We start from the raw sequence: 26,103 nt of genomic DNA, 5'->3' as shown, positions 1-26,103 counted from the left end.
TGTCTCCGGCTATAGCCCAGACGAAAAAACGCCTTTTATCAATTTTTTATGCAGGTTAAGTCTACGTGATAAGCCGAAATGGCCCTGAGGGAGGTGAAAAATTCTTTAAAGAAAGGTTAAAAGCAGCAGAAAAAATGGCCTTCTGCAGCCGCTCTGGCAGCGACTGCGCAAAAGTCAGACAGGCTTAGTGAAGAAAATTGGGAGATGCATCATTATTCTCTGCATCGTCTTCCGCGCTGTACAGCAGATGATGTGCATTGGCTTCCATCATCACCATGGAAATTTGCTCTTCACTCAAGCGCATAAACCAGGCGAACTGCTTGAACGAGAGCCCTGCACCGGAGAATAAAGACTGGCAAACGACCAGTTTTGGCAGATTATCGTCCTGTATATCGAGAAATGCTTTCACCGTCAAAGAACTGGCGTTGATAGCCGAGAGATCGGAGGCCAGCGCCAGCAACGCGGACGGCTTCACTTCGGCCAGCGCGGAGAAAAGGATCACGTCGTTAATCAGATCGATTTTGGCATCGAAAATGCCGTCGAAATTCTGCATATGAGGCAGATGCAGCGCCTGGCAGGAATCGCATTCGAAGAACGTGATCCCGGCATCATCAAGCCATTGACGTAACGTATCCAGTGTAGGAACGACCTGTAAATCCATCGCGGTGCAGCCTCTTTAGTAAAAACTTCGCATAGGGTACTCAAAAAGCGCGCGGTAATCCATTTAACCGCCCGTTTTAAGACAGTACCCCGGCGTGGCATGACGCTCAATCCATGCGATCATTTTACCTGCAATATCGACCCCAGTGGTTTTTTCCACGCCTTCCAGCCCCGGGGAGGCGTTCACCTCCATCACCAGCGGCCCGCGCGTCGCACGCAGAAGGTCTACGCCCGCCACGTCCAGCCCCAGCGTTTGCGCCGCTTTCACGGCAATCTCCCGCTCGCGATCGCTGATATCGGCAATTCTGGCAACGCCGCCGCGGTGAAGGTTAGAGCGGAAGTCGCCCTCTTTGGCCTGGCGCTCAATGGCCGCCACCACTTCATTACCCACCACGAAGCAGCGAATATCGCGTCCTTTCGCCTCTTCGATGTACTCCTGTACCAGAATGTGCGCATTCAAGCCGCGAAAGGCGTCAATCACGCTCTCCGCCGCCTGACGGGTTTCCGCCAGCACCACGCCGATGCCCTGCGTGCCTTCCACCAGCTTGATCACTAAAGGCGCGCCGCCCACCATATCGATCAGATCGCTGGTGTCGTCCGGCGAATGGGCAATCCCCGTGACGGGGAGATCGATCCCCTGACGGGCGAGCAGCTGCAGCGAGCGCAGCTTGTCGCGGGCGCGGGATATCGCAACGGACTCGTTGAGCGGATAGCTGCCCAGCATCTCGAACTGGCGCAGCGCGGCGGTGCCGTAATAGGTTATCTGGGAGCCGATGCGCGGGATCACCGCATCAAAATGCGGCAGCTTGCGGCCTTTGTAGTGAATCGACGACGCAGCGGGATCGATGTTCATATAACAGGACATCGGGTCGAGGATCTCAACCTGATGGCCGCGTTTTGCTGCCGCTTCTCGCAGGCGTTTACATGAATAGAGCGTTCCATCCCGGGACAATATGGCAATTTTCACCCTGCACCTCTCTAAAGACATGGGAAAAGCCTGCATATCATATACGCAGGCAGGTGCAGGTTAAATGGACTATCGCGTTGCCCAGCCCTGTTTGTGCAGATAATCAAGAATAAACGGGCGGTTTTCTTTGATGATGGTGCGGCGAATATGGTCGGTCCAGGTGTCGCGACGGTTATTGCTGCCGCGCGTCAGGTAGTAGTTCGCCAGCTCTTCATCGTAGTGATTCAGAACGTCCTGATCGACCGGCTGGTAGTGGTTTTCGTGCACCAGCATCGCTGCAGGGATGCGCGGCTTCAGGTCCGGGTTATCAGCAGGCCAGCCAAGGCACAGGCCAAACAGCGGCAGAACGTGTTTAGGCAGCTTCAGCAGCTCGGTGACGGTTTGAATGTTGTTACGCAGACCGCCGATATAGACGCCGCCTAACCCCAGCGATTCCGCGGCCGTAAAGGCGTTTTGCGCCATCAGCGCGGTATCCACCACGCCCAGCAGCAGCTGTTCCGCCAGCCCCAGCTCGGCTTCCGGGCAAATCTGCAGGTGGCGGTTAAAATCGGCGCAGAACACCCAAAACTCGGGGGCCTGCGCAACGTGCTTCTGCCCGCCGGTGAGCGTCACCAGCTGTTCACGCATGGTCTTGTCGGTAATGCGGATAATCGAGCTGCACTGCAAAAAGCTGGAGCTGGAGGTGGCTCTTGCGCTGTCGATAATCGCGTTACGCTGCGCCTCGGTAATCGGCTCATCGGTAAAGTGGCGAATGGAGCGGTGGGACTGGAGCAGGTCTATGGTTGGCGTCATCTTGTCTCTCTTTTTCTTGCTTAATACGTATGGCAGCCAGTATAGGCAATGATGTGCGCGGTGTAATTGGCGAAACATAGCTCATAGGTATTATAACGACAGGCGAAACCTTCTTTAATGACGGCGGGTTATGGGGCACTATACGTGTCATTCGCCGTCAGGCTTGTTTTTTTGAGGAGAGAGAAATGTTTGCAGTAATTTTTGGTCGTCCAGGGTGCCCTTACTGTGTGCGCGCAAAAGAGCTGGCTGAGAAACTGACCGCAGAGCGCGATGACTTCAACTTCCGCTACGTGGATATCCACGCGGAAGGCATCACCAAAGCCGATCTCGAAAAAACCGTCGGTAAGCCGGTTGAAACCGTGCCGCAGATCTTCCTCGATCAGAAACACATCGGCGGTTGCACAGACTTTGAGGCCTACGCCAAAGAACATCTGGGCCTGTTTGCCGAGCAGTAATGATAAGACGCCCTCACCGTGAGGGCGTTTTTATTTGCGGTGCCGTCGGTGCTGAACCAGGCTGCGCACAAACAAGTAGCACAGCGCGCCAAGCGCGCACCAGAATACGCCGCTCAGCAACCACGCCAGCTCCTGCCAGAAACTCCGCGTTGAAATATACATCAGGCGCATCATCAGCAGACACAGCGGCGCAGCGAGCATGGCGCCGAGCAGCGGTTTCACCACCTCCCCTTTACGGGAGAGAAAACTGGCGGCGGCCCCCGGCAGCGTGAAGAAAAGCAACCCCAGTTCCGGATGCCCCGACGCCCTGAACGCGCCCTTCACATTAAAAGCCAGCGACATGCAAACTACCGTGAACAGCAAAAAGCAGCTGATCACCCCCGCCCAGTTTCGTTTCATATTCAAACTATCCTCCTGACTTATCTCTATCAAATACACCTTCGTCGGGTAGACGCCCAGTCAGATAAAGCAGTGCGGCAATCCATGCCAAAGTACGCACAGGGTGATGCGATAATCAGTAGCTGTCAGTAGCTAATACGATTAAACTACACGCCAGCTAATGTTTTAGGGAATAAAGCAGGAAACAGGGAGCGTTAACGCCTTTCCCTGACCCAGAAAACAGTAGCCCAAAAAGTCCTTTCATTCAACAACTTACTGGTAAACAAGAAGTTAGCCTCCGTGAATATAAACGTCGCAGACTTGTTAAATGGGAATTACATCCTGTTATTATTTGTGGTACTGGCGCTGGGTCTTTGCCTGGGTAAATTGCGCCTGGGTTCGGTTCAACTCGGTAATTCCATTGGCGTTTTAGTCGTCTCCTTATTATTAGGCCAGCAGCACTTCAGCATTAACACGGACGCGCTCAACTTAGGTTTTATGCTGTTTATTTTTTGCGTTGGCGTGGAAGCGGGACCTAACTTTTTTTCAATTTTCTTCCGCGACGGCAAAAATTATTTGATGCTGGCGCTGGTGATGGTCGGTAGCGCGCTGCTGATCGCGTTAGGGCTGGGCAAACTGTTTGGCTGGGATATCGGGTTAACGGCCGGTATGCTGGCAGGCTCCATGACGTCCACTCCTGTGCTCGTGGGTGCCGGTGATACTCTGCGACATTCCGGCATGGCTGGCGCGCAGCTCTCTACCGCGCTCGACCACCTTAGCCTGGGCTACGCCCTGACCTACCTGATTGGTCTGGTGAGCCTGATCGTTGGTGCGCGCTACCTGCCAAAACTGCAGCACCAGGATCTGCAGACCAGCGCCCAGCAAATCGCCCGCGAGCGCGGCCTGGATACCGATTCCAAACGTAAAGTCTATCTCCCGGTGATCCGCGCCTATCGCGTCGGGCCAGAGCTGGTGGCATGGGCAGACGGCAAAAATCTTCGCGAACTGGGGATTTACCGCCAGACGGGCTGCTACATCGAACGTATCCGCCGCAACGGCATTCTGGCGAACCCGGACGGCGACGCGGTGTTGCAGATGGGCGACGACATCGCGCTGGTGGGTTACCCGGACGCGCACGCCCGTCTCGACCCTAGCTTCCGTAACGGCAAAGAGGTCTTTGACCGTGACCTGCTCGACATGCGTATCGTCACCGAAGAGATCGTGGTGAAAAACCATAACGCCGTGGGCCGCCGACTGGCCCAGCTGAAGCTGACCGACCACGGCTGCTTCCTCAACCGCGTGATCCGCAGCCAGATTGAAATGCCTATCGACGACAACGTCGTACTCAATAAAGGCGATGTTCTGCAGGTCAGCGGCGACGCGCGACGCGTGAAAACCGTTGCCGACCGCATCGGCTTTATTTCCATTCACAGCCAGGTCACCGACCTGCTGGCCTTCTGCGCCTTCTTTATTGTTGGCCTGATGATCGGGATGATTACCTTCCAGTTCAGCAACTTTAGCTTCGGCATCGGTAACGCCGCCGGGTTGCTGTTCGCCGGGATCATGCTGGGCTTCCTGCGTGCCAACCATCCGACCTTCGGCTACATTCCGCAGGGCGCGCTGAACATGGTAAAAGAGTTCGGCCTGATGGTCTTTATGGCGGGCGTCGGCTTAAGCGCGGGAAGCGGTATCGGACACAGCCTGGGCGCCGTCGGCTGGCAAATGTTGGTTTCCGGACTTATCGTCAGCCTGGTGCCGGTGGTGATCTGCTTCCTGTTCGGCGCCTACGTGCTGCGCATGAACCGCGCCCTGCTGTTCGGGGCAATGATGGGGGCGCGTACCTGTGCCCCGGCGATGGAAATCATCAGCGATACCGCGCGCAGCAACATCCCGGCGCTGGGGTACGCAGGCACCTACGCTATCGCGAACGTGCTGCTGACGCTGGCGGGTACGCTGATTATCATCATCTGGCCGGGACTCGGATAACTCCTAAGTTTGCGCGTAATGAAAAAATTTTTGTAACGCGCAGAACTTTTTTAGCAGGGGGCAGTCATAACTAGTGCCACTGCTTTTCTTTGATGTCCCCAATTTGTGGAGCCCATCAACCCCGCCGTTTTGGTTCAAGGTTGATGGGTTTTTTGTTGTCTGAGATTTTTAAACTCGCCATTACACAACGATCCATAACATATACGCTACGTCTCTCCTTCACACTGTAATGAGCCACTGATATGAGACACATCACCATTTATCACAACCCCGCCTGCGGCACGTCGCGCAATACGCTGGAGATGATCCGCAACAGCGGCACGGAGCCGGAGATTATCCTCTATCTGGAAACCCCGCCGTCGCGCGATAGACTGACCACCCTGATTGCCGATATGGGCATTTCGGTGCGGGATCTGCTGCGTAAAAACGTGGAGCCCTTTGAACAGCTCGGCCTTGCTGAAGATAATTTCACTGACGACCAGCTTATCGACTTCATGCTGAAATACCCGATCCTGATTAACCGTCCGATTGTGATGACGGCGCTGGGCACCCGCCTGTGCCGCCCGTCTGAAGTTGTCCTCGACATTCTGCCGGACGCGCAGAAAGGTGCGTTTACGAAAGAGGATGGCGAAGCCGTCGTGGACGCCAGCGGGAACAAGATCGAACGCAGGTAGAACTGACAGGGCGAGCGCTCCCTAAGAGTTCCCCTCGCCCGCAATTCTCCCCACCATCGCCCGGATCTCTTCGCGGGTTAACGGCACCCGGTCGGTGACATAGTGCAGCGTCATCCCTTCGATAAACGCGTCCAGCGCACGGGTGGTGACCGGGTCGAACCACTGCTCCAGCGTGGTCTGGCTCATCTTCATCCAGTCCTGCATCACCGTTTTGAGCGCCGCGCTGCGGTGCATAAAAGCGTAGAGCTGATACATCAGCGCCATGTTGTGCGGCGTGGTCACCTGCGAGCTGTGGATCAGGGTGGTGATGGATTCACACGCCATTTCCGGCCCGGTGACACCCGCGAAGAAATCCCGGTACTGCTGCGACATCTGCCGGGTAAACCACGTGAAGGCCTCCTCCAGCAGCGGCTCCATGCCGTCGAAATAGTAGGTCATCGACCCCAGCGGCACGCCCGCGCAGGTGGCGATTTTACGGTGCGTGACGGCGTGGATACCGTGCTCAGCAATGGTATCGAGCGTTGCCTGCAGGATCTTCTCCCGTCGATGCGGATCGTTCGGTGGTCTGCTCATAAATTCCTCATCCGGTTTGTGTACAAATGTACACAAACTTGCTAGTGTTGTCGCTACTGTTGTACTTCTGGTGCTACCCCAATGACGCTGACCTCACCCCGCAACGCCCTGCGACTACGCATGTGGGCATTGTTTATGTTCTTCTTTATTCCCGGCCTGCTGATGGCCTCCTGGGCCACGCGTACCCCCGCTATTCGCGATATTTTGTCCGTCTCTACCGCTGAGATGGGCATCGTGCTGTTCGGCCTGTCGATAGGCTCCATGAGCGGCATCCTCTGCTCTGCATGGCTGGTGAAGCGCTTTGGCACGCGGGCGGTGATCCGCACCACCATGTGCTGCGCGGTGTTCGGGATGGTGGTGCTGAGCGTGGCGCTGTGGTTTGCCTCGCCGGTTCTGTTCGCTTTAGGGCTGACGGTATTTGGCGGCAGCTTCGGTTCGGCTGAAGTTGCCATCAACGTTGAAGGGGCGGCGGTCGAGCGCGAGATGAACAAAACCGTACTGCCGATGATGCATGGCTTTTACAGCCTCGGTACGCTGGCCGGCGCGGGCGTGGGGATGGCGCTGACGGCCTTTGGCATGAGCGCCAATCTGCATATCCTGCTGGCGGCGCTGGTATGCATCATTCCGATTCTGACCTGCATCCGGGCGATCCCGAACGGCACCGGCAAGAACGCCTCGGATGAACACCATTCGGCCGAAAAAGGGCTGCCTTTCTACCGCGATTTCCAGCTGATGTTGATTGGCGTGGTGGTGCTGGCGATGGCGTTTGCGGAGGGTTCTGCCAACGACTGGCTGCCGCTGCTGATGGTGGACGGTCACGGCTTTAGCCCGACCTCCGGCTCGCTGATTTACGCCGGTTTTACGCTGGGGATGACCGTCGGGCGCTTCACCGGCGGCTGGTTTATCGACCGCTACAGCCGCGTGGCGGTGGTGCGCGCCAGCGCCTTGCTCGGCGGCCTGGGTATAGCGATGATCATCTTTGTGGACGTGGACTGGATTGCCGGGGTCTCAGTGATCCTCTGGGGTCTGGGCGCGTCGCTCGGCTTCCCGCTCACCATTTCCGCCGCCAGCGACACCGGCCCGGATGCCCCGACGCGCGTCAGCGTGGTGGCAACCACGGGCTATCTCGCCTTCCTGGTCGGGCCGCCGCTGCTCGGTTTCCTGGGTGAGCACTACGGGCTGCGCAGCGCCATGCTGGTGGTGTTAGGGTTAGTGATTATCGCGGCGCTGGTGGCGCGCGCGGTGGCAAAGCCGGAAACGGAACAAACGTCAATGGAGAAGGGATATGAGCGTTAAACTGATCGCCGTCGACATGGATGGCACATTCCTGAGTGATGCCAAGACCTATAACCGCGCGCGCTTTCTGGCGCAGTATGCACGCATGAAGGCGCAAGGCATTCGCTTCGTGGTTGCCAGCGGCAACCAGTACTACCAGCTGATCTCCTTTTTCCCGGAGATCGCGCATGAAATTGCCTTTGTTGCCGAAAACGGCGGCTGGGTGGTCGATGCCGGGGAAGATGTGTTCAACGGTGAGCTGACGAAAGCCCACTTCAACACCGTGGCCACCGTATTAAACGAGGTTCCCGGCATTGAGATTATCGCCTGCGGAAAAGGCAGCGCCTACACGCTTAAGGCCTATGACGATGCCTTCATTGATATCGCGTCAAAATATTATCACCGTCTCGAAAGGGTGCAGGATTTCAACAGCCTGAACGACATCTTCTTCAAGTTCGGGCTCAACGTTTCTGACGATGAAATTCCGCGCATTCAGGCGCTGCTGCATGAAAAGCTGAGCGACATTATGGTGCCCGTCACCACCGGCCACGGCAGTATCGATCTGATTATTCCCGGGGTGCATAAAGCTAACGGATTGCGGATCCTGCAAAAGCGCTGGGGCATCAAGGACAGTGAAGTGGTGGCCTTCGGTGACAGCGGCAACGATATAGAGATGCTGCGTCAGTCCGGGTTCAGCTTTGCGATGGCGAATGCGAAACCGCATATTAAAGCGATAGCGCGTTTTGAAGCGCCGCATAATAACGAGGAAGGCGTTTTAAACGTGATTGAGAAGGTGTTGAACGGGGAGGCACCTTTTAACTGACAATGTGCGGTCTGGTGCCCTCACCCTAACCCTCTCCCACGGGGAGAGGGGACTGTCCCGAGCTCGCCCACGGGGAGAGGGGATAAGAATTAAGGTTGCAGGGCGTTTCCGACGCGCTTGTCTTTCAGGAACACCACCATCAGGCCAACCCACAGCACGCCGTTGGCGAGGTTAAACAGGCTGAACAATCCGTTGCCGCCCAGCGCGTAAGCGTGCTTGCTCACTTCAATACCGACGGTAAAAATCAGCATCTGCAGCATGCCCATCGCCGCGGAGACCGTGCCTTTACTCATTTCACTCGCAAACAGGGTCAGGCGCACCAGGCCAGCGTTCGCCACGCCAATCCCGAAGGCATAAATGCTGAGCCCCGCCGTCATCCACAGGTAGGCGTGGGATGACGCGACGGTCGCCACCGCAGCCAGAATCAGCCCTGCCGCAATCGGCCAGCCGCCCATGATAATCAGGGAGCGCACGGTGCGGCGCGACGTCAGACGTGCCAGCACCAGGTTACCGATAATCAGCGCGCCAAAGATCGGCACCTGCAGCAGGCCATACTCGTAGCTGCTGAGCTTTTCACCGCTGATGATAATAACCGGAGACTGCGCGATCCACGCCAGCAGCGGCAGGCTAACAAACCCGGTCGCCAGCGCCCCCGCCACAAAGCGGCCATTCTTCAGCACTTCTTTGTAATCCCGGCCCAGCTCTTTAAGCGAGAGTTTCTCGCCGATGCGGGTAGCGGTTTCCGGCATCGCGCGGTGCAGGCCAAAGAATGCGATGGCGGCGAAAACGGCAAAGAGTACAAACATCCCTTCCCACGGCGCAACGTGCACCCACGCGGCACCCACCAGCGGCCCGAGCAAAGGGGCGATCAGCGCCACGTTCGCCATCAGCGCGGTGATTTTGATACACACCGCCTCCTCAAACGACTCCTGGATGGCGGCATACCCCACGGCGCCGATAAAGCACAGGCTCACCCCCTGCAGGAAGCGCAGCAGAGTAAATTGTTCAATGTTTTGCGCCAGCAGCGTGGCGAGGCAGGTGACGATAAACCACACTACGCCCGTCAGCATCACCGGACGGCGGCCAATACGATCCGACAGCGGGCCTAACAGCCACTGCAAAAACATGCCGCCGGCCAGATAGGCGGTCATGGAGGTCGGCACCCACTCAATTCCCGCGTTGTACTGCGCCACAACGGCCAGCATACCGGGCTGGATCATATCGTTGCCGATATAGGTAGAGAATTCGTAGAGCACCAGACACAGAGGGAAAAGCAACGCCTGACGACCCAGACGTGAACCAGAAGAAGAACGGTTTAACATGCAATCTCTTTATAATGACAAAATCGCGACGAGTTTAATGAAATGCCGCAGCCCGAGATAGTGATTTATCGAGGAGAAACAGAAATAAAGCACTTATCGTCTTCGTTTAAGGTTTCCTTAAGTTGACAGATTTATGATAGCGCGATTACTCGTCAATGACCCCTAATTATGGCACTCACTTCCAGCCGTTCAGAATTGTCTAACTTACAGACAAATAAGACAAAACACCTTTACCGCTTACCGTCCCGCTTTTATGGTTATCAGCTTTTGGTGCTGATAGCACTTGCCGTGGTGTTTACGTGGCTATCGCGCGATGAAGCGCTCGACAGATGGATCACCGGATTTTGGTATGACGCGGCGACGCAGAGCTTCCCGCTGCAGAAAGACCACCTGCTGGATCTGCTGAACCATCGTCTGGCGAAGTACATTGCGATTGCCTTAGGCGCCGTGGCGCTGCTTTACGGCGCTTACAAACGTAACGCAAGGCTGGTCACCGCCGCGCTGCTGATGGGGCTTGGCGCGCTGGTGGTCGGCGTGCTGAAAAGCATCAGCCACCACAGCTGCCCGTGGGATCTGGTGGAATATGGCGGTAAGGCCGTGTCTTATCCCCTGTTCAGTGCCGCTCCCGCCGACAGCGGTCCGGGGCGCTGTTTTCCCGGCGGCCATGCCTCCAGCGGCTTTATGGTGATGGGGCTATTTTTTGCCTTCTGGCGCGAGCGTCCGCGTCTCGCCTGGAGCTTTGTGGTCCTTGGCGCGGTTCTGGGCCTGGCGATGGGCTTCGGTCAGGTCATGCGCGGGGCACATTTTTTCTCTCACAACCTGTGGGCCGGGTGGTGGGTCTGGTTTTCCCAGGTGGCGGTCTACGGGCTGATTTCCACCCGGTTTGCAAAAGAGTGATTACGCTATGCTAGAGAATCTGAATTATCAGCTGTTTTATCTGATCAACGCTACCCCGGCCTCGCCAGAGTGGATGATTGATTTTGCCACCTTTCTGGCGAAGGATCTGATCAGCATCGTCCCCGCGCTGGCAGCCATCCTTTGGCTGTGGGGTCCCCGCAGCCAGGTTAAAGCTCAGCGCCAGCTGGTCATCAAAGTCGCGATGGCGCTCGGAGTAAGCGTGCTGGTCAGCTATATTCTCGGCCACGCGTTCCCGCACGATCGTCCCTTTGTCGATCACGTTGGCTACACCTTCCTGCACCACGCGCCGGATGATTCTTTCCCGAGCGATCACGGTACGGTTATCTTCACCTTCGCGCTGGCTTTCCTGTTCTGGCATCGACTGTGGTCCGGTGCGGTGCTGATGGTGGTGGCCGCGGCTATCGCCTGGTCTCGCGTCTATCTTGGCGTCCACTGGCCGCTGGATATGGTGGGTGGATTCCTGGTGGGGCTGATTGGCTGCGTGAGCGCGGCTATCCTGTGGAATCTCTTCGGTGAAGCGCTCTACCGCACGCTGTCTTCACTCTATCGCGCCATTTTTGCCATCCCGATCCGCAAAGGCTGGATACGTGACTAATCCCAACCGGACAGGTTACACTGAGCCCCCGCCCTGCGGGGGCTCACTTTTTTATCCCGAGGAACTATGGAAACACGACGCGATGACCGCATTGCTCAGCTGCTACAGGCGCTGAAGCGCAGCGATAAGCTGCATCTTAAGGAAGCCGCCAACCTCCTCGGCGTCTCAGAGATGACCATTCGTCGGGATTTGAACAGCGACAGCGCCCCCGTGGTGCTTCTGGGCGGGTACATCGTCCTTGAGCCGCGCAGCGCCAGCCATTATCTGATCAGCGATCAGAAAACGCGTCTGGTGGAAGAGAAACGCAAAGCCGCACGTCTTGCGGCGTCGCTGGTACAGCCGCACCAGACGCTGTTTTTTGACTGCGGCACCACCACGCCGTGGATTATCGAAGCCATCGACAGCAACATCCCTTTTACCGCCGTGTGTTACTCGCTAAACACCTTTCTTGCGCTGCAGGAGAAACCCGAGTGCCGGGTGATCCTCTGCGGTGGCGAGTTTCACGCCAGCAACGCCATCTTTAAGCCGCTTAACCTGCAGGACACGCTCAGCAATCTCTGCCCGGACATCGCGTTTTATTCCGCCGCAGGCGTGAACGTCCGCCAGGGGGCAACCTGCTTTAATCTGGAAGAGCTGCCGGTTAAGCACTGGGCGTTAAGCGCCGCGCAGTACCATGTGCTGGTGGTCGATCACAGTAAGTTTGGCAAGGTGCGTTCGGCAAGAATGGGCGAGCTGGCGCAGTTTGACGCCATTGTCAGCGACTGCCGCCCGGACGACGAGATTGTGGCCCATGCAAAGGCGCAGCAGGTTAAGTTGATGTATTAAGCGGGGTTGCGGCCTGATGCCCTCACCCCGGCCCTCTCCCTGTGGGAGAGGGAGAAAACCCATAAGGTTTAGCTGAACCAGCTGCCAAACCACCCGTGGAATTTCATCATCACGAAATCCCACATCCGGCTGAAGAAGCCGCCCTCTTCCACCGCTTCCATCACAATCAGCGGACGCTGTTCAATCGACTTACCGTTGAGCTGGAAATCAATGGTCCCGACCACCTGGCCTTTTTTCAGCGGCGCGGTGAGCTGCGGGTCGGTCAGGGTATAGCTGGCCTTCAGGTTTTTCAGCTGTCCACGTGGAATGGTCACCGAGCCTGCTTCACCTGCGCCCAGATTCACCTCGCTCTTGTCACCAAACCAGACGCGCTGGCTGACGAACGTGGCATCCGGTTTAATCGGCGTCACGGTTTCATAGAAGCGGAAGCCCCAGGTCAGCAGTTTTTCTGACTCATTAAAGCGGATGCGGTCGGTTTTGGTGCCCAGCACCACCGAGATCAGACGCATGTCACCCTGCGTCGCAGAGGCCACCAGGTTGTAGCCCGCACCCGCCGTGGTGCCGGTCTTCATTCCGTCCACGTTGACGTTGCTGCTCCACAGCAGGCGGTTGCGGTTCGGCTGGCGGATTTTGTTGAAGGTAAACTCTTTCTCTTTATGGATGGCGTATTCATCCGGCACGTCGTGGATCAGCGCTTTCCCCAGCAGCGCCATGTCGCGCGCGGTACTGAACTGTCCCGGCGCATCCAGGCCGTGGACCGTTTTGAACGTGGTGTTGGTTAAGCCAAGCTTCTGCGCATAGCCATTCATCAAGCCAATGAAAGAATCCTGACTACCGGCAACGTAGTCGGCCAGCGCGATACACGCATCATTTCCCGACTGAATGATTACGCCTTTGTTCAGATCGGAAACGGAGACCTGATCCCCTGGCTTCAGGAACATCACTGAAGATCCGCGCAGCGCCGGGTTGCCGGTCGCCCACGCGTCCTTTCCGATGGTGACCATATCGTCCAGCTTGATCTTGCCCGCTTTCAACGCCTGGCCGACCACATAGCTGGTCATGATTTTAGTCAGGCTGGCCGGATCGAGTTTCTCATCCGCATTGCCTTCCGCCAGCACTTTACCGCTGGAGTAGTCCATCAGGATCCAGGCGCGCGCATCCACTGGCGGCGCTTCGGGCGCAGCCTGTTCCGCTGCGTGGAGTGCTGGTGCAAACAGGAGAAGGAGCGCAGAGCCTGCCGCCAGGCTGCGCAGAGAAGTCATTTTTCGCGTCATAAATGCCACCCGAGTGTCCATTCAAAAATTACGTCACATCACCGTGTCGCAAGAAGCGATGAGTAATAGCGCACTAAAACGGTTAAAGAAACCCAACGAGGGTAAAGTTATTAAAGTTTATGCAATAACATTCATTTACGCTTTGATTCAGGCGATTTTTTTGTCTTCTGTTGCGTAATTGTTAGCTTTATCTCACCATGGCAAAAAGCCGACCCGGATTCACACTCATCAGGAGTAAATATGATTACGCTGTGGGGCAGGAACAATTCGACCAACGTGAAGAAAGTGCTCTGGACGCTGGAGGAGCTGGATTTACCGTTTAACCAAATCATGGCTGGCATGTCGTTTGGCGTGAACAACGAGGCCGACTATCTGGCCATGAACCCGAACGGCCTGGTGCCACTGCTGCGCGATGATGAAACAGACGCGACGCTGTGGGAGTCCAACACCATTGTGCGTTACCTCGCCGCGCAGTACGGTCAGGGCCGCCTGTGGGTAGAGAGTCCGGCCCAGCGCGCCCAGGGTGAAAAGTGGATGGACTGGGCGAATCAGACGCTGTCACCTACCCACCGCGTGATCCTGATGGGGCTCGTCAGAACCCCTGAAGCCGAGCGCGACTACCCCGCCATTCATGCCGCTCAGGATGCGTGCGAAAACCTGTTTGCGATGATGGACGATGAGCTGGCGAAGCATAAATGGTTCTCCGGCGATGCGTTCGGCGTGGGCGACATTGCCGTGGCGCCGTTCGTCTGGAACCTGACCAACCTCGGTCTGAAATGGACGCCGCGCCCGAACCTTGACCGCTGGCTTAATCAGCTCAGCGAGCGCCCGGCGTACCGTAACGTGGTGATGATCCCGGTCACCTGATTACGCACCGGACGGGCTGACTTTTAACAGTTGCCCGTCCGCTTCGTCGGTCAGGACATACAGATAGCCATCCGGCCCCACCCGCACATCGCGAATACGTTGTTCCCGCTCGCCCAGAATTCGACCGTCCTCCGTGACCTTATTGCCGTCCACGCTCAGCACGATCACGTCCTTTTCCTTCAGCGCCCCAATAAACAGCTTATTTTTCCACTGCGGGAAAACGTCGCTGTTGTAAAACGCCATGCCGCTGACCGCAGGTGACACTTTCCAGACAAACAGCGGCTTCTCGGTTCCCTCAACGTGCTCGCCTTTAGCTTCCGGGATTTTCAGTCCGCTGTAGTTAATACCGTGCGTCGCCAGCGGCCAGCCGTAGTTCTTTCCTTTCTCAGGGATATTGATCTCATCCCCGCCGCGCGGGCCGTGCTCGTTCAGCCACAGCGTGTCGCTCCACGGGTTCATCGCCATCCCCTGCGGGTTACGGATGCCGTAGGACCAGATTTCAGGCCGCGCGCCCGCGGTGTTCACAAACGGGTTATCCGGAGGCACTTTGCCGTCTTCGGTGAGGCGCACCACTTTCCCCTGCAACTTGTCCAGATCCTGCGCCGTCGGGCGCTGGTTGTTCTCGCCGAGAGCAACAAAAAGAGAGCCTTTGCCGTCAAAGACCATGCGCCCGCCAAAATGATTCCCGGTGGAGAGTTTCGGCATCTGGCGGAATACCACCTGGAAGGCTTCAATGCGCGTAAGGTCTTCGCTTAAACGGCCAAAGCCCACCGCCGTTCCGGCTTTGCCGTCATTCCCCGCTTCGGCGTAGCTCAGCCAGACGCGGCGCGACTTTTCAAAATCCGGAGCCAGCACCACATCCAGCAGTCCCCCCTGGCCGTTTGCCCAGACCTTCGGCACGCCGACAATCGGATCGGAAAGCCCTTTTCCGGCCTGCCAGCGTTTGAGCTGGCCGCCTCTCAGCGTCACCAGCAGCCCTTGATTATCCGGCAGAAACGCCATCGACCAGGGGTGATCGAGTCGGTTTTGCAGCACCTCGACCTTAACCGCCTCTGGCGCAGCAAGAAGTGAAAACGGAATGAACAACGCAGGCAGAAAAATCAGCGAGGATCGAGGCATAACGCGCTCCTTTATCGGCATATGGCATAAAGATTAGCCACAAGCTCCGGCCGCGTTACCACTTTTACAAAAGCTTAATCAGAAGGGGGAGTTGCCTCCCCCGGGCTCAGCGCTGCTCAAGCGTCTCGTGCTTGTTCAGACACATGATGCAAAGAGAGAGCGTTGTCAGGCAGTTTTCAAGCTTCTCCGCGTTTACAGCGATAAACGTCGGGCAGTCGTGGCGTCCGTTCATCAGACATACCCCTGCAATGGAGAGCACCTCAGCGGAGCGTCGCAGCGCCATCAGCTCACTTTCGCCGCATTCCGCCTTCAGGGTCGGTGCTTTTTCACGCATGAAATTACACAGTTCAAACAGATTATCACGCAGATGTTCGCTTTCGCTGACTGACATATAGCCTTTTGCCTTCCTGAGCTGCAGATAGGCGGCCAGGTCGATTCGGGCATTGATCAGCTTGTTAAGCAGATCGCGTTTCAGTCTGTCAACGGTCATGCTATTTCCTCCTCTGTCAGCCATGTTGCACATTCAGAATAAGGTCATTTTTTGTACAGTTTAATGCCTGAGATCAATTATTCTTAACTGATTAACATTATTTACAATGTTACAACCTCTGCCTGATACATCCGCCTTGCAAAGAGTGTATAAATCCCCCGCGATACGCTGTAAAATCCCGCCCTGATAACTCCATAATTGATGAATTTTTAACCTATGAGCAATGTTACGCACCAGCCGAAAATCGGCTTCGTCTCCCTGGGCTGCCCGAAAAACCTGGTGGATTCCGAACGCATCCTGACCGAACTTCGCACCGAAGGCTATGACGTGGTGCCAAGCTACGACAACGCCGATATGGTGATCGTTAACACCTGCGGGTTTATCGACAGCGCGGTTCAAGAGTCACTGGAAGCCATCGGTGAAGCCCTGACGGAAAACGGCAAAGTGATTGTCACCGGCTGCCTGGGCGCGAAAGTGGACCAAATCCGCGAAGTGCATCCGAAGGTGCTGGAGATCACCGGCCCGCACAGCTACGAGCAGGTGCTGGAACATGTTCATCACTACGTGCCAAAACCAAAGCACAATCCGTTCCTGAGCCTGGTGCCGGAACAGGGCGTGAAGCTGACGCCGCGTCACTACGCGTACTTAAAAATTTCCGAAGGCTGTAACCATCGCTGCACCTTCTGCATCATCCCGTCCATGCGTGGCGATCTGGTGAGCCGTCCGATTGGCGAAGTGCTGGCGGAAGCGAAACGTCTGGCTGACGCGGGCGTGAAGGAGCTGCTGGTCATCTCCCAGGACACCTCGGCCTACGGCGTGGACGTTAAACACCGTTCCGGTTTCCACAACGGCGAGCCGGTGAAAACCAGCATGGTGGGTCTGTGCGAGCAGCTGTCTAAACTCGGTATCTGGACGCGTCTGCACTACGTTTACCCTTACCCGCACGTTGACGACGTGATCCCGCTGATGGCGGAAGGCAAAATCCTGCCGTACCTGGATATCCCGCTGCAGCACGCCAGCCCGCGCATTCTGAAGCTGATGAAACGTCCTGGCTCCGTTGACCGCCAGCTGGCGCGCATCAAGCAGTGGCGTGAAATCTGCCCGGATCTGACCCTGCGTTCCACCTTCATCGTCGGCTTCCCGGGTGAAACCGAAGAAGATTTCCAGATGCTGCTCGACTTCCTGAAAGAAGCCCGTCTGGACCGCGTTGGCTGCTTCAAATACAGCCCGGTTGAAGGCGCAACTGCCAACGAACTGGCGGATCAGGTGCCGGAAGAGGTGAAAGAAGAGCGCTGGAACCGCTTCATGCAGCTGCAGCAGCAGATCTCTGCCGAGCGTCTGCAGGAGAAAGTGGGCCGCGAGATCATGGTCATCATTGACGAAGTTGACGAAGAAGGCGCGATTGGCCGCAGCATGGCGGATGCCCCGGAAATCGACGGCGCGGTGTACCTGAACGGCGAAACCAGCGTTAAGCCGGGTGATATTATTCGCGTGAAGGTTGAAAACGCGGATGAGTATGACCTGTGGGGTAGCCGGGTTTAATTACATTCCCCTCACCCCGGCCCTCTCCCCAAAGGGGCGAGGGGGAAAACCGCACCGAGCAGTCCCCTCTCCCCTCCGGGGAGAGGGTTAGGGTGAGGGGCAATAAACCTACCCCTTAATCCTCGGATCCAGCGCGTCGCGCAGCCCGTCACCCAGCAGGTTAAACGCCAGCACGGTCAGGAAAATCGCCAGACTCGGGAAGATCGCCACGTGCGGTGCAATCACCATATCCGCCCTCGCCTCGTTCAGCATCGCGCCCCATTCCGGCGTCGGAGGCTGCGCCCCTAACCCCAGAAACGACAGGCTGGCCGCTGAGATAATCGACACGCCGATACGCATGGTGAAATAAACCACGATGGACGATACCGTACCCGGCAGAATATGGCTGAACAGGATCGTAGCGTCGCTGGCCCCCATACTGCGGGCGGACTCGATAAAGGTTTGCTGCTTTAGCACCAGCGTGTTACCGCGCACCAGACGAGCAAAGGCCGGTATCGAAAAGACCGCGACCGCAATGATGACGTTGGCCATACCGCTGCCCATAATCGCCACCACGGCAATCGCCAGCAGAATGCCGGGAAAAGCAAACAGCACGTCGCAAATGCGCATGATGATGCGATCCCACCAGCCTTCGTAATATCCGGCGACGAGCCCCAGCACGGTCCCGATAGCCGCGCCGATCAGCACCGCGAACACCCCGGCGGCGAGCGAGATCTGCGCCCCCACCAGCACGCGGCTGAAGATATCGCGGCCAAGCGAGTCCACGCCAAACCAGTGCATCATTGAGGGCCCGTCGTTCAGACGGTCGTAGTCAAAGTAGTTTTCCGCATCAAACGGCGCCACCCACGGCGCAATCACCGCCACCACAATCAGCAGCAGCACGAACAGCCCCGCCGCCATCGCGACCGGCTGACGGCGAAAACGCCGCCAGAATTCAGACCACGGGGTGCGGATATGCTCCGGTTTGAGTCCCGGCATCGCGTTCAAAACGGCCTGACGCCGCCAGTTCAACAATCGCATCTTACTTATACCTGATGGCCGGGTTAATGGCGGCGTAGAGCACGTCTACCACTAAGTTGATAAGAATAAACTCCAGCGAGAAAAGCAGAACTTCCGCCTGAATGACCGGGTAGTCACGCATCTCGACGGAATCGACCAGCAGGCGCCCAAGCCCGGGCCAGTTGAAGACCTTCTCCACGACGATAGAGCCGCCGAGCAGGAAGCCAAACTGCAGCCCCATCATCGTCACCACCGGGATCATCGCATTGCGGAACCCGTGCTTAAGAATGACCCACTTCTCGCTGACCCCTTTCGCCCGCGCGGTGCGAATATAATCTTCGCTCAGCACGTCAACGAACGAGGCACGGGTAAAGCGGGCCATTACCGCCGACACGGCAGCGCCCAGCGTCATGGAAGGCAGGATGTAATGCTTCCAGGTATCGGCCCCGACGGTCGGCAGCCAGCCCAGTTCGACGGAGAAGATCTGCATCAGCAGCATCCCCAGCGCGAACGCCGGGAAGGAGATGCCAGTCACCGCCAGCGCCATGCCGAGCTTGTCCGGCCAGCGGTTGCGCCAGACGGCTGCGACAATCCCCGCGCCTAGCCCAAACACCACCGCCCAGCTCATACTGGCAATCGTTAACCAGAACGTGGGCATAAAGCGGCTGGCAATCTCCTCCGATACCGGACGGCGCGACACCATCGAGATACCAAAGTCGCCCTGCAGTACGTTGCAGATATAATGGATGAACTGCATATACAGCGGCTGGTCGAGGCCCAGCTGTTTACGCACCAGGTCAATGACGGTGGCATCCGCTTCAGGCCCGGCAACCAGGCGCGCCGGATCGCCCGGCAGCATATGGACAAATAAAAACACCAGCACCGCCACAATCAGCAGCGTCGGGATAAGCCCCAGCAGGCGTTTACAAACATAATTCAGCATGAGGTTTATTTTAAATCCGCATCGTCAAAGCTAAAGCCCGTGTCCGGCATGATGTAGAACCCGGTCAGCGCTTTGTTATGGGCTGAGACCAGTTTCTCCACCACCAGCGGCACCCACGGCGACTCTTTCCAGATAATATCCTGCGCGTCTTTGTAGAGGCGGGCTTTCTCTTCCGGTTTCGTCGTTTTCAGGGCATCGGCCAGGTCTTTGTCCACCTGCGGATTACTGTAAAACGCGGTGTTGAACAGGGTTGGCGGCCAGTTCTGCGAGGCAAACAGCGGCGACAACGCCCAGTCGGCTTCCCCGGTCGACGCCGTCCAGCCGGTGTAGAACATCCGCACGCCGCTCTCTTTCTGTCCTTTCCCCTCCACTTCTGCCGCACGCTGTCCGGCATCCATCGCGGTAACCTGCGCCTTAATTCCCACCTGCGCCAGTTGCTGCTGGGTAAACTGCAGCACCTTCTGAGCGGTACTGTGATTATGCGACGACCACAGCGTGGTGCTGAAGCCGTTCGGGAAACCCGCCTCTTTCAGCAGCTCGCGCGCTTTGGCCGGATCGTATGGCCACGGCTGATAGCTTTGCGCATACGCAATAGACGGCGGCAGCACGCCCGTCGCCGGAATGGCATAGCCCGCAAAGGCGACCTTCACCAGCGCCTGGCGGTTAATGGCGTAGTTGATGGCCTCACGCACCTTCGGGTTATCAAACGGCTTTTGCGTGACGTTCATACTGATGTAGCGCTGCATAATCGACGGGCTGGCGACCAGCTCCAGCTTGCTGTTTTTCTGCAAAATGGCGGCCTGCTCATAGGGGATCGGGAAGGCAAACTGCGCCTCACCGGTTTGCAGCATCGCCGCGCGGGTATTGTTGTCCACCACCGGGCGCCAGGTAATGGTATCGAGCTTCGGCAGCCCCTGCTGCCAGTATCCCGCGAATTTTTTCACCTTCACAAAGTCGGTCTGGTTCCAGGTCACCAGCTCATACGGGCCGGTACCCACCGGGTGGAAACCGATCTCTTTACCGTATTTTTTCAGCGCAGCGGGGGAAATCATCGCCGTTGCCGGATGCGCCAGAATGTTGATAAACGCCGAGAACGGCTCTTTCAGGGTGATTTTCACCGTCGCCGGGTCGACCACCTCGGTGCTGGCGATATTTTTATACAGGTTATAGCGCTTGAGGCTATTTTCCGGATTGCTGGCGCGATCGAGGTTAACCTTCACCGCCTCCGCATTGAAATCAGTCCCGTCCTGGAACTTCACGCCGGAACGGAGCTTGATGGTATAGACCAGCCCGTCGTCGGACACGGTGTACCCCTCCGCCAGCACGTTTTTGAGCTTCATCTCTTTATCCAGGCCAAACAGCCCCTGATAAAACGATTTCGCCACCGCCTGGGAGAGCGTGTCGTTGGCATCATACGGATCGAGCGTGGTGAAATTGGAGCCGACGGCCACCACCACATCTTTGGCAGCGAACGCGGGGGCAGCGGCCAGGGCTGCCGTCATGCTCGCGGCTAACAACCATCTACGCGCTACAAATGTAACCATTGTGTTCTCCAGCCTGTTGTAAGTTATAACCGCGAAAAAGCATTGTCCTGACGCGGGGGAGCCACGAAATGACCCGGCCCGACCTCGCGCAGCGTGACGCGCTCTACGGCCTCGCCGCGCTTACGAATATTGCTCGGCATTTCATCCTGCAGCAGCACGCGCTGGCCGTGACGGTGCGCGGGATCGGCAACCGGGACCGCCGCGATAAGCTTGCGGGTATACGGATGCTGAGGGTTCTCAAACACCGCCCTTCGCGGACCAATCTCCACGAGCTGCCCCATAAACATCACCGCCACGCGGTGGCTGATGCGTTCTACCACCGCCATATCGTGCGAGATAAACAGGAAGGCAATCCCCATATCCCGCTGTAAATCCAGCAGTAAATTGATGATTTGCGCCCGGATAGAGACATCCAGCGCCGAGACGGATTCATCGGCAATCACCACTTTCGGGTTCAGCGCCAGCGCGCGGGCGATGCAGATACGCTGCCGCTGTCCGCCGGAAAACTCGTGCGGATAACGCCAGGCGTGTTCCGGCTTCAGGCCGACGCGCTCCAGCAGCCAGGCCACGCGGCGCTGTGCCGCTTCGCCGTCGAGCAGGTTATGCACCCGCAGCGGCTCCATGATCGAGTACCCTACCGTATGTCGCGGGTCGAGGGAGGCATACGGATCCTGGAAAATAAACTGAATATCCCGCCGCACCGCCTGCAGCTTGCTGTCCGGAAGGGTATCAATGCGCTCACCGTTAAAGGTAATGCTGCCTTCCTGTGATTCCACCAGCCGGAGCAGCGCGCGCCCGGTGGTGGATTTCCCGCAGCCAGACTCCCCCACCAGCGCCAGCGTTTCGCCAGGCCAGAGATCGAAACTGACGTTTTCCACCGCATGCACTTCGCGCTTCACGCGGTTGAAAATTCCGCTGCGTAGCGGAAAGCGTGTGACCAGATCGCGCACCTCCAGAATGGGGTTGCCCGGCACCACGGTGTCCTGCTCGCGCTCATCCTCCTGCAGCTCAGACGCCTCAAGAGAAATCAGGGGGAAGCGGCGCGGCAAATCGCTGCCGTTCATCGCCCCCAGACGCGGAACCGCCGCCAGCAGCGCTTTGGTGTAAGGATGAGCGGGTGCGTGGAAAATCTGCTCAACCGTGCCGGTTTCCACCGCGCTGCCCTTGTGCATTACCAGTACCCGATCGGCAATATCGGCGACCACGCCCATATCGTGGGTGATGAAAATCACCCCCATCTCCATCTCCTGCTGCAGCACTTTGATGAGCTGCAGGATCTGCGCCTGAATCGTCACGTCCAGCGCCGTTGTCGGTTCATCGGCAATCAGCACCGCCGGACGGCAGGAGAGCGCCATGGCAATCATTACTCGCTGGCGCATGCCGCCGGAAAGCTGATGCGGATAGCGCCCGAGAATGGCCTGCGCCTCCGGAATGCGCACCAGCTCCAGCATTCGTCGGGCCTCTTTGAGCGCCTCATCGCCGCTCAGCCCTTGATGCAGCCGGATGGACTCGGCAATTTGCTCCCCGACCGGAAAAACCGGGTTGAGCGAGGTCATCGGCTCCTGGAAGATCATCGCAATATCCGCCCCGCGCACGCCCTGCATCTGCGCGCCGCTCAGCTCGTTGACATCAATGACCTGACGGTTACGGCGCCGCAGGAGCATTTTCTCACTGCTGATTTGCCCGCCCGTCTGTTCCAGCAGGCGCATCAGCGCCAGCGCGGTGACCGATTTACCGGAACCAGATTCGCCAACAATTGCCAGCGTCTCGCCGCGCCTGAGCGAAAACGATAAATTCTGTACTGCGGGGATGAACTGCCGCTCTTCCTGAAACGCAATATTCAGTTGGTGGACAGCCAGCACTTCGCAGTTGTCCAGCTCTTCACGGTGCGGCACGCGTAGCCCCCTTATTCACGATAGATGCCCGTACTCGGTTCATCACCGGCGTAACCCCAGGCGCGGTACATGCCTTCGCTGTTGAACGGCAGGGAGACATTGCCTTCACGATCGACCGCAATCAGCCCGCCGACGCCGCCCAGCGCAGGCAGCTTCTCCATCACCACGCGCTCGCAGGCCTCGCTCAGGCTCAGTCCGCCGTAATCCATCAGCGCGGTGATGTCATAGGCCGCGAGGGCGCGAATAAACACTTCCCCGGTTCCGGTACACGACACCGCCGCCGTGGCGTTGTTGGCATAACAGCCCGCGCCGGGCAGCGGGCTGTCGCCGACGCGTCCCGGCAGCTTGTTGGTCATCCCGCCCGTGGAGGTGGCCGCCGCGAGGTTACCGGCTTTATCGAGCGCCACCGCGCCGACCGTCCCCATTTTGGTGGTTTCATCGAGCGGTGCAGCATGATCCAGTTGCGTCAGACCCGCCGTTCGGGCTTCCAGCAGCTGCTGATAGCGTTCTTCCGTGGAAAACAGATCCGGCGATACCGGTTCCATTCCGTGCTCAAAGGCAAACGTCTCCGCCCCAGCGCCCGCCAGCAGCACGTGCGGACTCGCTTCCATCACCAGACGGGCGGCCAGCACCGGGTTCCTCAGACGGGAAACCCCGGCTACGGCACCCGCCTTCAGGGTGACGCCATCCATCACACAGGCATCCAGCTCGTGCGTTTCATCCCGGGTAAAGACCGACCCGATTCCCGCATTAAATAACGGGCACTCTTCCAGCAGGCGCACCGCTTCGGTGACCACATCCAGCGCGCTTTCGCCCGCTTCCAGCATTTTCTGGCCCGTTTCCACAATGGCGTACAGCGCGTCAATGTAGCGCTTTTCCTGCTCGGGACTGAGCTGTGCACGGGTGATTGCCCCTGCGCCACCATGAATTGCGATTACCGCCTTACCCATTTCGCCTCACCCGTTAGCCTGATTTGCGGCTTTTTCTATAAATATCATTATCGTCGTTGAATCTTCAGATGATTTTTGAATATAGAAAGACGCAACTGTGATGTAAAGCGTACACCCATCGGGTCATACAGTTAGCCGCACTTTTCTGCCATAATGAGCGCTTTCGTTGTTACTCCGCAGGAGCCCACCATGGATTTTACCGCCGGACTGATGCCGCTTGAGACGGCACTCTCGCAGATGCTTGACCGCATTACTCCACTGCACGCCGTTGAAACGCTGCCGCTTGTGCGCTGTTTTGGTCGTATTGCCGCGCGCGATATCGTCTCGCCGATGAACGTGCCGGGGTTCGATAACTCCGCGATGGACGGTTACGCGGTGCGCCTGGCGGATCTCCAGACGGGTAACGCCCTGCCGGTGGCGGGTAAAGCCTTTGCGGGTCAGCCGTTTAGCGGTGAATGGCCTGCGGGCACCTGCGTGCGCATCATGACCGGCGCGCCGGTTCCGGCCGGCTGCGACGCCGTGGTAATGCAGGAAGAGACCGAACAGACCGACGAAGGCGTGCGTTTTACCGCGAACGTTAAAGCGGGCCAGAACATCCGCCGCACGGGCGAAGATATCACCCCTGGCGCAACGGTCTTTGCCGCCGGACAGAAGCTAACGGCAGGTGAACTGCCGGTGCTGGCGTCGCTCGGCGTGGCTGAAATCGACGTTTTCCGTAAAGTGCGCGTTGCCGTTTTCTCCACCGGCGACGAGCTGCAGCTTCCGGGCCAGCCGCTGCAGGACGGTCAGATTTACGACACCAACCGCCTCGCGGTTCACCTGATGCTTGAGCAGCTGGGCTGTGAGGTGATTAACCTCGGCATTATTCCTGACGATCCGGAAAAACTGCGCGCCGCGTTTATCGAGGCGGATAACGCTGCCGACGTGGTTATCAGCTCCGGCGGGGTCTCCGTGGGCGAAGCGGATTACACCAAAACCATCCTCGAAGAGCTGGGGGAAATCGCCTTCTGGAAGCTGGCCATCAAGCCGGGAAAACCGTTCGCGTTTGGCAAGCTCACGCACAGCTGGTTCTGCGGCCTGCCGGGTAACCCGGTCTCGGCGGCACTCACCTTCTACCAGCTGGTGATCCCGCTGCTGGCAAAACTGTCCGGCAACAGCGCCAGCCCGCTGCCGGAACGCCTGCGCGTGCGTGCCGCCACGCGCCTGAAAAAATCACCCGGCCGCCTCGATTTCCAGCGCGGCATTCTGGCGCGCAACGCGGACGGCGATCTGGAAGTCAGCACCACCGGCCACCAGGGCTCGCACATTTTCAGCTCCTTCAGCCAGGGCAACTGCTTTATCGTGCTGGAGCGCGAGCGCGGCAGCGTGGAGCCGGGCGAGTGGGTTGAGGTTGAGCGCTTTAACCACCTGTTCGGGGGCTGACATGACGGTGGAGCTGAGCGACCAGGAGATGCTGCGCTACAATCGCCAGATTGTGCTGCGCGGGTTTGATTTCGAGGGCCAGGAAGCGCTTAAGGCAGCAAACGTGCTGGTCGTCGGTCTCGGCGGGCTGGGCTGCGCCGCCGCGCAGTACCTTGCCGCTGCGGGCGTAGGCCGCATGACGCTGCTGGATTTCGATACCGTGTCGGTGTCCAACCTGCAGCGCCAGACGCTGCACAGCGACGCGACGGTGGGCCAGCCAAAAGTGGAATCTGCCCGCACGGCGCTGGCGCGCATTAACCCCAACGTTCAGTTCACCCTGATTGACACAATGCTGGATGACGACGCGCTGTTTGCCCAGATTGCGCAGCACGATCTGGTGCTGGACTGCACCGATAACGTCACCATCCGCAACCAGCTTAACGCGGGCTGTTTTGCTTATAAAACCCCGCTGATTTCCGGCGCGGCTATCCGTATGGAGGGGCAAATCAGCGTCTTCACGTACGCGGAAGGTGAACCCTGCTACCGCTGCCTGAGCCGTCTGTTCGGCGAGAACGCACTCACCTGCGTTGAGGCGGGCGTAATGGCGCCGTTAGTTGGCGTGATTGGCTCACTGCAGGCGATGGAAGCGATCAAAGTCCTGGCGCGCTACGGCACGCCTGCCGCGGGGAAAATCGTGATGTACGACGCGATGACCTGCCAGTTCCGCGAAATGAAGCTGATGCGTAACCCGGGGTGTGAGGTTTGTGGAGGTTAAAGCAAACGGCAACCTTCAGGTTGCCGTTTTAGTGTTTGCTCCCTCTCCCACAGGGAGAGGG

The 26,103-nt window shown here is 57.9% G+C and carries 26 protein-coding genes; 12 read left to right on the top strand and 14 right to left on the bottom strand.

Going from position 1 to position 26,103, the window contains the following annotated elements:
• Nucleotides 1–184: 184 nt before the first annotated feature.
• The 3 genes from ACWKXT_RS00130 to nfsA form a co-directional block, all read right to left on the bottom strand.
• Entirely contained in the window at nt 185–661 is a 477-nt protein-coding gene (locus ACWKXT_RS00130; protein ID WP_003858385.1) for a YbjN domain-containing protein, read from the bottom strand.
• Nucleotides 662–724: 63 nt separating this feature from the next.
• Nucleotides 725–1,627, bottom strand: coding sequence for a 30S ribosomal protein S6--L-glutamate ligase (rimK, locus tag ACWKXT_RS00125; RefSeq protein WP_216357128.1), 903 nt, complete (start codon nt 1,625–1,627; stop codon nt 725–727).
• A 69-nt stretch (nt 1,628–1,696) separates the two neighbouring features.
• On the bottom strand, nt 1,697–2,419 hold the full coding sequence (gene nfsA, locus ACWKXT_RS00120; protein ID WP_454528891.1) for a nitroreductase NfsA: 723 nt from the start codon (nt 2,417–2,419) through the stop codon (nt 1,697–1,699).
• A gap of 185 nt (nt 2,420–2,604) precedes the next feature.
• Between nfsA and ACWKXT_RS00115 the strand changes: the two genes are divergently transcribed.
• Nucleotides 2,605–2,874, top strand: coding sequence for a GrxA family glutaredoxin (locus tag ACWKXT_RS00115; RefSeq protein ID WP_014883149.1), 270 nt, complete (start codon nt 2,605–2,607; stop codon nt 2,872–2,874).
• Nucleotides 2,875–2,904: 30 nt separating this feature from the next.
• Here the strand turns inward: ACWKXT_RS00115 and ACWKXT_RS00110 are convergent, their stop codons facing one another.
• A complete protein-coding gene (locus tag ACWKXT_RS00110) occupies nt 2,905–3,273 on the bottom strand; it encodes an inner membrane protein YbjM (protein WP_088204913.1) in 369 nt (122 codons plus the stop codon).
• Nucleotides 3,274–3,552: 279 nt separating this feature from the next.
• Here ACWKXT_RS00110 and ACWKXT_RS00105 point away from each other — a divergent pair, with 279 nt between their 5' ends.
• Nucleotides 3,553–5,238 carry an aspartate:alanine antiporter gene (locus ACWKXT_RS00105; RefSeq protein WP_014169303.1) on the top strand — a complete coding sequence of 562 codons (1,686 nt, stop codon included), beginning with the start codon at nt 3,553–3,555 and terminating at the stop codon, nt 5,236–5,238.
• Between the two features lie 242 nt (nt 5,239–5,480).
• Nucleotides 5,481–5,912 carry a glutaredoxin-dependent arsenate reductase gene (gene arsC / locus ACWKXT_RS00100; RefSeq protein ID WP_454531370.1) on the top strand — a complete coding sequence of 144 codons (432 nt, stop codon included), beginning with the start codon at nt 5,481–5,483 and terminating at the stop codon, nt 5,910–5,912.
• Between the two features lie 21 nt (nt 5,913–5,933).
• Here arsC and ACWKXT_RS00095 read toward each other — a convergent pair whose 3' ends face one another.
• Complete coding sequence (locus tag ACWKXT_RS00095) at nt 5,934–6,485, bottom strand: TetR/AcrR family transcriptional regulator (RefSeq protein ID WP_454531369.1); 552 nt, start codon at nt 6,483–6,485, stop codon at nt 5,934–5,936.
• A gap of 81 nt (nt 6,486–6,566) precedes the next feature.
• Between ACWKXT_RS00095 and ACWKXT_RS00090 the strand changes: the two genes are divergently transcribed.
• On the top strand, nt 6,567–7,781 hold the full coding sequence (locus ACWKXT_RS00090; protein WP_454531368.1) for an MFS transporter: 1,215 nt from the start codon (nt 6,567–6,569) through the stop codon (nt 7,779–7,781).
• Nucleotides 7,771–8,583 carry a Cof-type HAD-IIB family hydrolase gene (locus ACWKXT_RS00085; RefSeq protein ID WP_454531367.1) on the top strand — a complete coding sequence of 271 codons (813 nt, stop codon included), beginning with the start codon at nt 7,771–7,773 and terminating at the stop codon, nt 8,581–8,583. Before ACWKXT_RS00090 ends, ACWKXT_RS00085 begins: the two co-directional genes overlap by 11 nt.
• Nucleotides 8,584–8,672: 89 nt before the next feature.
• On the opposite strand, the gene ACWKXT_RS00080 is transcribed toward ACWKXT_RS00085, so the two are convergent.
• Nucleotides 8,673–9,905 (bottom strand): MdfA family multidrug efflux MFS transporter, encoded by a 1,233-nt coding sequence (locus ACWKXT_RS00080; RefSeq protein ID WP_454531366.1) that lies wholly within the window; start codon nt 9,903–9,905, stop codon nt 8,673–8,675.
• A 168-nt stretch (nt 9,906–10,073) separates the two neighbouring features.
• Here ACWKXT_RS00080 and ACWKXT_RS00075 point away from each other — a divergent pair, with 168 nt between their 5' ends.
• The 3 genes from ACWKXT_RS00075 to deoR all read left to right on the top strand — a co-directional run bounded on the left by ACWKXT_RS00075 (nt 10,074) and on the right by deoR (nt 12,243).
• Nucleotides 10,074–10,802, top strand: a complete 729-nt coding sequence (locus ACWKXT_RS00075; RefSeq protein ID WP_454531365.1) for a phosphatase PAP2 family protein — start codon at nt 10,074–10,076, stop codon at nt 10,800–10,802.
• Nucleotides 10,803–10,809: 7 nt separating this feature from the next.
• Nucleotides 10,810–11,418: an undecaprenyl-diphosphate phosphatase gene (gene ybjG, locus ACWKXT_RS00070; RefSeq protein ID WP_217479986.1), complete on the top strand. Its 609-nt coding sequence runs from the start codon at nt 10,810–10,812 to the stop codon at nt 11,416–11,418.
• Between the two features lie 66 nt (nt 11,419–11,484).
• Nucleotides 11,485–12,243: a DNA-binding transcriptional repressor DeoR gene (gene deoR / locus ACWKXT_RS00065; RefSeq protein ID WP_454528881.1), complete on the top strand. Its 759-nt coding sequence runs from the start codon at nt 11,485–11,487 to the stop codon at nt 12,241–12,243.
• 68 nt (nt 12,244–12,311) lie between these two features.
• Here the strand turns inward: deoR and dacC are convergent, their stop codons facing one another.
• Nucleotides 12,312–13,517, bottom strand: a complete 1,206-nt coding sequence (gene dacC / locus ACWKXT_RS00060) for a serine-type D-Ala-D-Ala carboxypeptidase (protein WP_454528880.1) — start codon at nt 13,515–13,517, stop codon at nt 12,312–12,314.
• Nucleotides 13,518–13,757: 240 nt separating this feature from the next.
• On the opposite strand from dacC, the gene ACWKXT_RS00055 reads away from it, so the two are divergent.
• Entirely contained in the window at nt 13,758–14,384 is a 627-nt protein-coding gene (locus tag ACWKXT_RS00055) for a glutathione S-transferase family protein (protein WP_454528879.1), read from the top strand.
• On the opposite strand, the gene ACWKXT_RS00050 is transcribed toward ACWKXT_RS00055, so the two are convergent.
• Both ACWKXT_RS00050 and bssR read right to left on the bottom strand, forming a co-directional pair.
• Entirely contained in the window at nt 14,385–15,503 is a 1,119-nt protein-coding gene (locus ACWKXT_RS00050) for a PQQ-dependent sugar dehydrogenase (protein WP_454531364.1), read from the bottom strand.
• A gap of 106 nt (nt 15,504–15,609) precedes the next feature.
• Entirely contained in the window at nt 15,610–15,993 is a 384-nt protein-coding gene (gene bssR / locus ACWKXT_RS00045) for a biofilm formation regulator BssR (protein ID WP_454531363.1), read from the bottom strand.
• A 216-nt stretch (nt 15,994–16,209) separates the two neighbouring features.
• Here bssR and rimO point away from each other — a divergent pair, with 216 nt between their 5' ends.
• A complete protein-coding gene (gene rimO, locus ACWKXT_RS00040) occupies nt 16,210–17,535 on the top strand; it encodes a 30S ribosomal protein S12 methylthiotransferase RimO (RefSeq protein WP_121425683.1) in 1,326 nt (441 codons plus the stop codon).
• 108 nt (nt 17,536–17,643) lie between these two features.
• On the opposite strand, the gene gsiD is transcribed toward rimO, so the two are convergent.
• The 5 genes from gsiD to iaaA are packed head-to-tail and all read right to left on the bottom strand — an operon-like array spanning nt 17,644 to nt 23,866.
• Nucleotides 17,644–18,555 carry a glutathione ABC transporter permease GsiD gene (gsiD, locus tag ACWKXT_RS00035; RefSeq protein ID WP_454528875.1) on the bottom strand — a complete coding sequence of 304 codons (912 nt, stop codon included), beginning with the start codon at nt 18,553–18,555 and terminating at the stop codon, nt 17,644–17,646.
• Nucleotide 18,556: 1 nt separating this feature from the next.
• Nucleotides 18,557–19,477 carry a glutathione ABC transporter permease GsiC gene (gene gsiC, locus ACWKXT_RS00030; protein ID WP_116343413.1) on the bottom strand — a complete coding sequence of 307 codons (921 nt, stop codon included), beginning with the start codon at nt 19,475–19,477 and terminating at the stop codon, nt 18,557–18,559.
• 5 nt (nt 19,478–19,482) lie between these two features.
• Nucleotides 19,483–21,021, bottom strand: coding sequence for a glutathione ABC transporter substrate-binding protein GsiB (gene gsiB / locus ACWKXT_RS00025; RefSeq protein ID WP_454531362.1), 1,539 nt, complete (start codon nt 21,019–21,021; stop codon nt 19,483–19,485).
• Between the two features lie 23 nt (nt 21,022–21,044).
• Nucleotides 21,045–22,916 (bottom strand): glutathione ABC transporter ATP-binding protein GsiA, encoded by a 1,872-nt coding sequence (gsiA, locus tag ACWKXT_RS00020; RefSeq protein ID WP_454531361.1) that lies wholly within the window; start codon nt 22,914–22,916, stop codon nt 21,045–21,047.
• An 11-nt stretch (nt 22,917–22,927) separates the two neighbouring features.
• Complete coding sequence (gene iaaA / locus ACWKXT_RS00015) at nt 22,928–23,866, bottom strand: beta-aspartyl-peptidase (RefSeq protein ID WP_454531360.1); 939 nt, start codon at nt 23,864–23,866, stop codon at nt 22,928–22,930.
• A 189-nt stretch (nt 23,867–24,055) separates the two neighbouring features.
• On the opposite strand from iaaA, the gene moeA reads away from it, so the two are divergent.
• Both moeA and moeB read left to right on the top strand, forming a co-directional pair.
• Nucleotides 24,056–25,288 carry a molybdopterin molybdotransferase MoeA gene (gene moeA, locus ACWKXT_RS00010; protein ID WP_454531359.1) on the top strand — a complete coding sequence of 411 codons (1,233 nt, stop codon included), beginning with the start codon at nt 24,056–24,058 and terminating at the stop codon, nt 25,286–25,288.
• A gap of 1 nt (nt 25,289) precedes the next feature.
• Nucleotides 25,290–26,042 (top strand): molybdopterin-synthase adenylyltransferase MoeB, encoded by a 753-nt coding sequence (moeB, locus tag ACWKXT_RS00005; protein WP_454528871.1) that lies wholly within the window; start codon nt 25,290–25,292, stop codon nt 26,040–26,042.
• Nucleotides 26,043–26,103: the final 61 nt, after the last annotated feature.

This window comes from Enterobacter sp. UPMP701, assembly GCF_053709515.1.
This window is presented reverse-complemented; position numbering and strand designations above follow the sequence as displayed.